The 9,813-nt window shown below is 42.6% G+C and carries 10 protein-coding genes and 1 pseudogene; 2 read left to right on the forward strand and 9 right to left on the reverse strand.

Annotated elements, in window-relative coordinates; translation table 11 throughout:
• Nucleotides 1–630 precede the first annotated feature (630 nt).
• The 3 genes and pseudogenes from IM477_RS19355 to IM477_RS19365 form a co-directional block, all read right to left on the reverse strand.
• A complete protein-coding gene (locus tag IM477_RS19355) occupies nucleotides 631–1,056 on the reverse strand; it encodes a DUF29 domain-containing protein (RefSeq protein WP_043998986.1) in 426 nt (141 codons plus the stop codon).
• A 108-nt stretch (nucleotides 1,057–1,164) separates the two neighbouring features.
• Nucleotides 1,165–1,314 (reverse strand): hypothetical protein, encoded by a 150-nt coding sequence (locus IM477_RS19360; protein ID WP_162528344.1) that lies wholly within the window; start codon nucleotides 1,312–1,314, stop codon nucleotides 1,165–1,167.
• A 36-nt stretch (nucleotides 1,315–1,350) separates the two neighbouring features.
• Nucleotides 1,351–1,485: pseudogene (locus IM477_RS19365) on the reverse strand (IS630 family transposase); the annotation flags it as partial.
• On the opposite strand from IM477_RS19365, the gene IM477_RS19370 reads away from it, so the two are divergent.
• A complete protein-coding gene (locus IM477_RS19370) occupies nucleotides 1,423–1,617 on the forward strand; it encodes a hypothetical protein (protein ID WP_287733124.1) in 195 nt (64 codons plus the stop codon). The pseudogene IM477_RS19365 and the gene IM477_RS19370 sit on opposite strands and share 63 nt — an antisense overlap.
• Before the next feature lie 67 nt (nucleotides 1,618–1,684).
• On the opposite strand, the gene IM477_RS19375 is transcribed toward IM477_RS19370, so the two are convergent.
• The 5 genes from IM477_RS19375 to sufB all read right to left on the reverse strand — a co-directional run bounded on the left by IM477_RS19375 (nucleotide 1,685) and on the right by sufB (nucleotide 8,453).
• On the reverse strand, nucleotides 1,685–3,190 hold the full coding sequence (locus IM477_RS19375) for an RluA family pseudouridine synthase (RefSeq protein ID WP_287733126.1): 1,506 nt from the start codon (nucleotides 3,188–3,190) through the stop codon (nucleotides 1,685–1,687).
• A 34-nt stretch (nucleotides 3,191–3,224) separates the two neighbouring features.
• Nucleotides 3,225–4,487 (reverse strand): SufS family cysteine desulfurase, encoded by a 1,263-nt coding sequence (locus tag IM477_RS19380; protein WP_287733127.1) that lies wholly within the window; start codon nucleotides 4,485–4,487, stop codon nucleotides 3,225–3,227.
• A gap of 55 nt (nucleotides 4,488–4,542) precedes the next feature.
• On the reverse strand, nucleotides 4,543–5,868 hold the full coding sequence (gene sufD, locus IM477_RS19385; RefSeq protein ID WP_287733128.1) for a Fe-S cluster assembly protein SufD: 1,326 nt from the start codon (nucleotides 5,866–5,868) through the stop codon (nucleotides 4,543–4,545).
• A gap of 248 nt (nucleotides 5,869–6,116) precedes the next feature.
• The gene (gene sufC / locus IM477_RS19390) at nucleotides 6,117–6,887 is read right to left on the reverse strand and encodes a Fe-S cluster assembly ATPase SufC (RefSeq protein ID WP_002756123.1); all 771 of its coding nucleotides are present in this window, start codon (nucleotides 6,885–6,887) and stop codon (nucleotides 6,117–6,119) included.
• Nucleotides 6,888–7,010: 123 nt separating this feature from the next.
• Nucleotides 7,011–8,453 (reverse strand): Fe-S cluster assembly protein SufB, encoded by a 1,443-nt coding sequence (sufB, locus tag IM477_RS19395; protein ID WP_036395285.1) that lies wholly within the window; start codon nucleotides 8,451–8,453, stop codon nucleotides 7,011–7,013.
• Between the two features lie 223 nt (nucleotides 8,454–8,676).
• Between sufB and sufR the strand changes: the two genes are divergently transcribed.
• Nucleotides 8,677–9,315, forward strand: a complete 639-nt coding sequence (gene sufR / locus IM477_RS19400) for an iron-sulfur cluster biosynthesis transcriptional regulator SufR (protein WP_287733129.1) — start codon at nucleotides 8,677–8,679, stop codon at nucleotides 9,313–9,315.
• A gap of 10 nt (nucleotides 9,316–9,325) precedes the next feature.
• Here sufR and IM477_RS19405 read toward each other — a convergent pair.
• Nucleotides 9,326–9,813: Uma2 family endonuclease (locus tag IM477_RS19405; RefSeq protein ID WP_287733130.1), on the reverse strand; the 488-nt coding region annotated here is incomplete at its 5' end.

The following is a 9,813-nucleotide window of genomic DNA, read 5'->3' on the forward strand; positions in this document are numbered from 1 at the left end:
AATTTATTCTCAATTATAAAAATTGAGATAGTTTGTGCCGCTTAAATAAAGAGGTTTTGATAACCAAATTAACGCATATCTAAAGAGTTTTGAGTTAAAAGTTAAACTTCAAGTTTTCATTCAGGACGAATGTACTGGTTAACTAATTTTTTGGGAAAAATTAGTTAACCCATCATTATAACATATAATTAATTTGCAAGAGTTCTTATGAAAATGCGGCTTTGGAAGCTATGTATGAGCTAGGACTATCTGTAATTGATTGCTTAGATAATCGGAAGTATTTGAAACCATCAAATCCGCCTAGCTCATCATGAAATCTACGCATTTTAATCGCTGTAGGGTGCGTTCCCTAATGTGGCTCCTACTGCTGCACCGATAGTGATTAAACCGCTGACTCATATCATTTTTCAAAAGTGATGACAGACTTAGTTGATTATTCCAAAGTGCAATTCCTCTCTGAGAGCGGAATTGCACTTTCAGATGTTAATCACGACTATTGAAAATTGGTATCAATTTCTTTTTCAACCAGATTTTGGAATACCAGCTATTAGTTGTTGAGCAACTGAAGTAAGGTGGGCATTGCCCACCCTATTGTTGTATGGATGTAAGTTGGATTGCAAGCTCGAGTTTTTAACCAGGGAACCAATCTTCATCAAGAATTTTCTCAATTGTCCAAGGACAGTCAACTGGTAAAGTTAATCCACTTTTGCGGCTCGCTTTTCCCAGAGCTTTTTGATAACAATAACCAAACCGTTCTAAGGCATGATTGTAGATTACCTTAGAGCGAAACAGCAAGCTCAATTCCAATCTGAAATTATCTATCTCGTCTGTCCAGTGGGGTAGGTAGTAAGGATGCTTCCAGTAGGCGTAAAGTAGCAGGTGACTGAGGAGTTGAATAAGAAAGCTTTCTGCTTTGTATTTGCGTTCATCAACCATTTCCTCTAATTCCTCGGCTAAAGTTTGCCAATCTAAAGTATTGCGCTCAGGCGATCGCAGTTTTTCTGCCTGGTCTTGCAGCCAAGCTACATAGTCTTTCTCATATAGGGTTTCAGCCATTAATTTTACCTCTATACTAATCTTTTTTTGTCCTATCAAAATATAGCTCTCATTGTATAGCTCAAGCACCAAGAAAATGCTGGTTATTGAAATATTACATCCCATCATTCAGTCAATAGACCTCTGGTAAAAATCAAAAATTGTTGTTAGGGTTAGTGCGATGCCGAAGGCACTGCGTAGCAGTACGCCATCGCTGTAGGGTGCGTTCCCTAATGTGGCTCCTACTGCCGCACCGATAGATTTTTGGGAACGCACCATGCTCATTCATTCGAGCAAGTGATTACAAGCTATACTTTAGAAGGTCATAATCTGAGATTTATTAAACTTCTGAAATGGTAGAGTGAGCAAGGAATCAAGTTCTTTTTTATGTTTCCGATGGGAATCATTCAGACAGAGAATCCCAACGATGGCACTGTTGAAGATATCGAACCAGGAATCCCGCTCGGACAAGCTGAAAAAGTTTACCGTAAAGCGACGTTACCCGTGTGCAACTATATCTTTAGTCTTGATTTACAAGGCTCTCAGAAATCAGCCGAGATAAAGTATCCTCGGGAACCCTGATTCTGTCCCTATTTAACCCCAGTTCGGGTTACTATAGCTAATTTTTGGCTGTTAGCAATTATAGCTCTCAAAAGGGGGTGGGAATGATGAGATCAAGTTTATTTTCGGTCTGAGGATGACGAAAAGATAATTGTTTAGCGTGTAGGTGTAAACGGTCGGACTGCTTACCATTGTACAAGCGATCGCCTAAAATTCCTATCCCTAATCCCTGTTGACTATGAACGCGAATTTGATGGGTTCTTCCCGTGTAGGGAATAAATTCGAGGCGAGAATAATTGCCTTCTTTACCGACAACTTTAAAATAGGTTTGACTAGCTTTTCCCCTTTGCCAGTCCACAGTTTGATAGGGTCGATTTTGCGGATTTCCCCAGAGAGGTAGGTCAATTATGCCTGATTCTCGCTCAATAATTTCTGATAATATAGCTTCGTAGATTTTCTCCACTTCTCGCCGTTGAAATTGTTGGGATAAACAACGATAAATATCTAAACTTTTAGCTAGTAATAATAATCCCGAAGTTTCTCGGTCTAAACGATGAACGGGAATGACATTTGTTCCCTGACGACGAAAACGATTGACCACAGCATCTTGACTATCTTGATAACGTCCTGCTACCGATAATAATCCTGCGGGTTTATTAATAGCAATTATTCCCTCATCTTCGTAGATAATTTCTAGGGATGAACGTAAACCAGAGAGTAAAAAACCCATGAGAGGTTGACATCTTTCTTGACAAGCGCCATAAAATTCTCCCTGTTTTCTATCTCGATTCGATTCTCCCCACCAAAATTCGGCCATGGCGATGGGTTTTAATCCTTTCATGGCGGCATAATTTAATAATTTCGGGGCGCAACATTCCCCTGTTCCCGTCGGTAACAAATTACTGCCCATCAATTTAGCCAAGGAGAGAGATTGTCCAGAAAAATTATTTAAACAGTAGGATTGATACAGCAATTCCTGTAACTGTTTGGAGAGGTTCCTACGCTGTTGCTTAAGTTCAATAATTCTCTGATTGGCTACGTTTATTTTCTCAATTAAGGGTTTTAAAACTTGTTTTTGTTCCTGTTTTAATTGCTTTCTTTCTCTTTTTTTCTGACGACTGATATTATTTAATCTTTCTAATTCTTCTGGGTTTAAATTTCCTAAATTTCTTAACCTATCTCGTTCCTGTTTATGGTTTTGATGTTGTTGCTGTAAAGCTTGTATTTTGCGCTCAAAATTTGCTTGATTGAGTCGATATAAATTATGTTCGGGAATTGATTGTAGGGTAATAATTTCCTGTTTAATTGTTTCTAAAAGTTGCAAAACTCGCTTTTCTTCCCGAATAATTTTTTCTCTCCCCACTAGGGACGGAACCCAGCCAGCAGCTTCTCCCTGTCCAGAAAAAGCTTTTAAAACTTCTATTTCGCCAGCAGCATTTTCTCCTAACAAAATTCCATACATTTTACCTTGAGGATTGGTGATAGTTGTCATCAAATCTTGGGCAATTTTTTCAGCCAAAAGAGTGCGGGGCAAGCGCAATAACTCGCCCGTTTCGGGACAAATTCCTTGATAATAATAAGTAACTTCCTTCACTCTTTAAGAACAGGAAAAGGGGCCAGAGATACCCCTAAGAAAAACCATTGGCAAAGAAATCAATAGTTTCCTGTAAAGCGACAATAAAGCGATCGATTTCTTCGCGGGTATTATAAAAATATAGACTTGCCCGCGCGCTGCCGGAAGCATCAAAAAAGCGGTGTAGAGGTTGGGTACAGTGATGACCGGAGCGAATAGCGATCCCTTCGTGGTCTAATAAAGTAGCTAAATCACTAGCATGAATCCCTTCCACATTAAAGGCGGCTAAACTAGCCCGACCTTGGCCTGTTAAACTAGGTGGCGGCCCGTAAATTCTTAAACCCTCAATTTCTCCTAATTTTTTGAACAAATGGGCGGTTAACTCTTCTTCGTAGGCATGAATATTATCCATACCTAAACCCATTAAATATTCTACTGCAGCACCGAGGGCAATCGCTTCGCCGATAGCGGGGGTTCCAGCTTCAAATTTGTGGGGCAGTTCGGCACAGGTAAAATGGTCTAAATAGACTTCTGCAATCATTTCGCCACCACCAAAAAAGGGCGGCATTGCCTCTAAAATGGCCTCTTTGCCGTACAAAAATCCAATACCGGTGGGGGCGCACATTTTATGACCACTAGCCACCAACCAATCACAATCTATGGCCTGCACATCAATGGCTAAATGGGGGACACTTTGACAGGCATCAATTAATACTTTCGCACCGACTTGATGGGCAAGGCTGACTATTTCGGCAACGGGATTAATACAGCCTAATGTATTAGAAACATGAAGGACAGCAACTAATTTAGTTTTGTCAGATAACAAAGATTTATATTGTTCTAAATCAAAGCTTTCTTCGCTGGTTAATCGCACATATTTAATCACTGCCCCCGTCTTTTGGGAGACAATTTGCCAGGGGATTAAATTACTGTGGTGTTCCATGACCGAGAGAATAATTTCATCCCCTGCTTTCAGGGTATTTAATGCCCAACTGTAGGCGACTAAATTAATCGCTTCCGTGGCGTTGCGAGTATAGACAATTTCCCGACGAGAAGCGGCATTAATAAACCTAGCGACCTTATCTCTGGCCCCTTCGTAGGCTTCCGTTGCCCGGACACTTAAAGTATGCGCCCCCCGATGCACATTGGCGTTATCTTTTTCGTAATAGTTTCGCAGGGTTTCTAATACTTGAATGGGTTTTTGGGAAGTGGCGGCACTATCGAGATAGATAAGGGGTTTATCGTGTACGGTTTGATGGAGGATAGGGAAATCGGCGCGGACTTTTTGGGCGAGGGTTTTTTCTTGGATAATTGTCATTTTAGTCAGGAGTCAGAGGGGTACTTTGGGCAGGTTGGCACCCACCCCGGTAGAGTTATTCCACGCTGCGACAGGCGACGCATTGCCTCAATCTTTGGCGGAGGGATTCTAGAGGAATTTTAGCTAAAATCTCGGCCGAGAAAGCATCAATTAACAAACTGCGGGCGGTGTCGGCACTTAAGCCCCGGCTTTGCAGATAGAATAAATCATCGGCTTCCAGTTGGCTAACGGTTGCCCCGTGGGAACATTTGACGTTATCGGCGGTAATTTGTAATTCGGGTTTGGTGTTGACTCGTGCCTTCTTAGAAATTAACAAATTCCGATTTAACTGGGAGGCGTTGGTTAATTGGGCTGGTTTGGGAACAAACACTTTACCATTAAAGATGGCGTGAGCGCTACCATCAACGATACATTTATGCAGTTGCTTGGTGATGCCGTGGGGATGGTTGAGATAGATGGCGCTGTGGGTATCGGTGGTTTGTTGTCCGGTAATCATGGCTAATCCGTGCAGATTTGTCTCGGTTTGTTCTCCTTTTTGCAGGATATCGAGGTTATGACGGCAGAGTTTAGCTCCTAGATTTATCTCGTTGAGAGTGTAACGGCTATCGCGCCCTTGTTCAATTATCGTGCGTCCGATGTGAAAACCATCTCCCGATTCCCGTTGTACTCTGGTATGGATGACTTCGGCGTTGGCTTCGAGGTAAATTTCCGTGACAGCGTTGGTAAAATAAGAGTAATTTAGAGGTAAATCGGAGCAATGTTCGGCTAAAGCCCCGTAATTCTCAATAATATTTACACTAGCTCCCGTTTCCGCCACGATTAGGCTATGGGGCTGATAAAAGCGGGGAATTTCCTCCACAACGGTGATAAATAAGAGATGTATCGGAGTTGCGACGACGGTGTTAGCGGTGACGTGAATTACTGCCCCATCGCTTAAACCAGCTTGGTTGAGTGCGGTAAAAAATTCGGGTGTTTTTTCTTTCCCTAGATAGTTGACAAGAACATCGTTTTGTGCATTGGCGAAATGCCCGACGCTGACACCGGCGGGTAAAGCGGAGATATCGGACAATTCGGGCTGATAAATGCCGTTAACGAAGACTAGGTGGCTGTTTTTGGCTTCGGGCAGTAAAAAAGTAGCGAGGGCATTTTTATCGATTGTAACGGGTTGGGGGACGCGAAAATCGATCGCCCATAGTTGACTTAAATCGGTGAATTGCCATTCTTCGTCTTTTCTGCCAGGGATGGCTAATTCTTGAGCTTTACTGGCTCCCGATTCTCTTAATTCGAGAATTTTACCGTTATCGATAGTGGGAACCGTTTCTCGCGACAATTTTAACAATAATTCTCCTGATTGTTCAGGTTTCGTGATTATGGCTGTCATTGGTAGGAGGGGGTTGGAGGGTTGGGGTGTGGGGTAGTGGGGTAGTGGGGTGTAGGGTGTGGGGTAGTGGGGTAGTGGGGTAGTGGGGTAGTGGAGCATTTGGCTGAAATTTCCCTAAACCCCTAAATCCCTATCACCCTATCTCCCGACTCCTGAATACTGACTCCTGAATACTGACTCCTGAATACTGATAACTGAATACTGATAACTGATAACTGATGACTGATAACTGATAACTGATAGCTAGATTACTTAACGGCTAATAATTGTTCGTCGAGGAAATCGTAGCCAGTTCTTTCTAATTCGAGGGCTAATTCTTTACCGCCACTGGTGACAATGCGCCCATCGTACATAACATGAATAACATCGGGTTCAATGTAGTTGAGCAGACGCTGATAGTGAGTGATAAGTAAAAAAGCGTTATCGGGAGTAGCTAATTGATTGACTCCCTGGGCAACAATTCGCAAAGCATCGATGTCTAAACCGGAGTCAATTTCATCGAGAATTCCTAAAGTAGGTTCTAATAAGGCCATTTGTAGGATTTCATTACGTTTTTTCTCACCACCGGAGAAACCTTCGTTTAAACTTCTGCCAAGAAAGCTAGGATTCATCTGGACAACTTCTAGTTTTTTCTCGACTAATTCCTCAAAGTCAAAACTATCTAATTCTTCCGAGCCTAGATATTTTTGTCGGGCATTGTAGGCAACGCGAAGAAAATCGAGGTTACTAACGCCGGGGATTTCTAGGGGATATTGGAATGCGAGAAAGATACCCATAAGCGCTCGTTCATCGGGTTCTTTGTCCAAAAGGTTTTCGCCTTTATAAATTATTTCTCCCCCAGTTACTTCATAATCGGGATGTCCAGCGATTACTTTTGAAAAGGTGCTTTTTCCTGAGCCATTGCGCCCCATAATTGCGTGGGTTTCACCTGCTTTAATTTCGAGGTTAACTCCTTTAAGAATCTGGTTTCCATCAATACTAGCGGTTAGATTTTTTACCGATAAAATTACTTCACTCATGAGATGTTTTTCTAGAAAAAAAATATTAGTTTTGGTGGTTGACGGCGAATCATCAATTGATGGATAAATTGTCTTAGCTTTTGGTGGGTTACGGCTATCGCCTAACCCACCCTACTTTACTGATTATCCGACGGTTCCTTCTAGCTTGAGACTTAGGAGTTTATCGGCTTCGGCGGCGAATTCCATCGGTAATTTACTGAGGACATCCTTACAGAAACCACTGACTAACATAGAGACAGCATCTTCTTCGGAAATACCCCGTTGTGCGAAGTAGAATAATTGGTCTTCACCGATTTTAGAAGTAGAAGCTTCGTGTTCTACTTTAGCACTGTTGTTATCCACCTGAATATAGGGAAAAGTGTTAGCTTCGGCATTATCTCCAATCAGCATAGAATCACACTGGGAGTAATTTCTTGCTCCTTTGGCTTTCGGTCCCATTTTCACTAACCCGCGATAACTATTTTGGGAGTTACCCGCCGAAATTCCCTTAGAAATAATGGTACTCTTGGTGTTGCGGCCAATGTGAATCATTTTCGTACCTGTATCGGCCTGTTGTTTGTTATTAGTTAGGGCAATTGAGTAGAATTCCCCGACGGAATTATCGCCGACTAAGACACAACTGGGATACTTCCAAGTAATTGCCGAACCAGTTTCCACCTGCGTCCAAGAAATCTTAGAATTAACTCCTTTACACAGACCCCGTTTAGTGACGAAATTGTAAATACCTCCCTTACCATTGGCATCGCCAGCGTACCAATTTTGTACCGTCGAATATTTAATATCCGCATTATCGAGGGCGACTAATTCCACGACGGCGGCATGAAGTTGATTACTATCGTACATCGGAGCGGTGCAACCTTCTAAATAACTTACCGATGCCCCTTCCTCAGCGACAATTAAAGTTCTTTCAAATTGTCCCGTCTCACCGTTATTAATCCGAAAATAGGTGGACAATTCCATAGGACAGACGACACCTTTGGGTATAAAAACAAAGGAACCATCGCTAAAAACGGCAGAATTAAGAGCGGCAAAATAATTATCACCCACGGGAACCACAGTACCGAGATATTTCTGCACCAAGTCGGGATGTTCCTGTAAAGCTTCCGAAATAGAACAGAAAATAACCCCCTGTTCTGCTAGTTTTTCTTTAAAAGTTGTGGCGATAGAAACGCTATCAAAGATAGCATCCACGGCCACGTTAGAAAGGCGTTTTTGTTCCGAAAGGGGAATGCCTAATTTTTCAAAGGTTTCGATTAAAGTGGGGTCAACTTCTTCAAGACTGTTGAGTTTTTCTTTTTTCTGTTTGGGTGCAGAGTAGTAGATAATATTTTGATAATCAATGGCAGGATAGGAAACGTGCGGCCAACTGGGTTCGGTCATCTTTTGCCATTGATGGTAGGCCCGGAGACGAAAATCGAGCATGAATTCCGGCTCCTTCTTTTTCGCCGAAATTAGGCGAATAATCTCCTCATTTAAACCGCGGGGGATGGTTTCCGATTCGATATCGGTGATGAAACCGTACTTGTAGGGTTGGTTAACGAGGTTTTTAACGGTGGTTGCACTCATGGGGGTTAGTGTTCTCTCTACGCGGTAGGCAGGGGAGGCAGTTAAACAACAATAAAGTTGTTTAAATTGATTATATAATAGATTAACAACAAAGCTGTTGTCAAAGTCACGGAAAATTTCAGAGGATGCTGGTAAACCTCTGTTATTCAGGTTACTCTGTAGGGGTAATTGGCCGCTTCTTGACTCTCAGCAATTGTACGCTAAAGCCTCTGTTTTTGGTATCATGACCACGACTCAACCCGCCTCGAAGAAAGACGATATTCTGCAATATTTGCTCAAAAACGGTCAATCTACCGCCCAAGACTTGGCTGAGGAGTTAAGTATTAGTCCGCAAGCGACGCGCCGCCATCTTAAGGATTTGGAGGAGGAAGGACTGATAGAATATTTTGCCGTACAAAATAAGATAGGACGGCCTCAGCACATTTATCGTCTCAGTCGTCAAGGTCGTGGCCGTTTTCCCCATAATTACGATAATTTCGCCGTTTCTTTCCTCAATACTCTCGTGGAGACGGTGGGAGAGCAACAGGTGGGGGAAATTCTCAAAAAACAGTGGCAACGCAAAGCGGCAGAATATCAATTGCGCCTCGGGAAGGGGTCTTTAGGGGAAAGAATGAGAAAATTGCTGGAAATTCGCCAAGAGGAGGGTTATATGGCAGAATTAGTGGCACTGGAAGCAGAAAATAGTTATGTCCTGGCCGAGCATCATTGCGCTATTGCTGAGGTGGCTGGTTCTTATCCCAGTATCTGTGGCCATGAATTAGAAATGTTTGCGATGCTGCTTCCCGATTGTACGATCGAACGGACTCACTGGATCAATCAAGGTGAGCAACGATGTGGTTATCTAATTAAGTGCAAGGGATGACAGAGAAAGATTAGAGATTTTCATCGGGATTTATGCCCAATTCCCGCAGTTTAGCCGCTAATTTTGCGGATTTCTGCCTTTCCTGTTCAACTTGGGTTTCTGCCTGTTGTGCCGCTTCTGCGGGAGTGGGTACTAATTCCCCTTCGGGGGTAAAATAGCGCAATTTATTGGCAGATAAACCCAAATATAAGCCTAATTGTCCACTCCAGAGCCATCCCTGAGAATTGGGGGCAATCGGTTGATATTGACCGCTAATTAGGGTAAATCCTGCAAATTCTAAGCTTTCTGGGTCAAACCAAAAATAATCGGGAGTGCGAAATATATCTTGATAAATTTGTTTTTTCTCCTCTCGGTCAACTTTGGCGGTACTATCGGAGAGAATTTCCACAATTAAATTGGGATATTTGCCCTCTTCTCGCCAAATTACCCAACTTCTGCGGTTGGGATTGGGATTTGTCCCCAAAACGACGAAAAAATCGGGACCACGAAAGAATTCTG

It is taken from the genome of Microcystis sp. M090S1, assembly GCF_020246295.1.
GTDB lineage: Bacteria > Cyanobacteriota > Cyanobacteriia > Cyanobacteriales > Microcystaceae > Microcystis > Microcystis aeruginosa.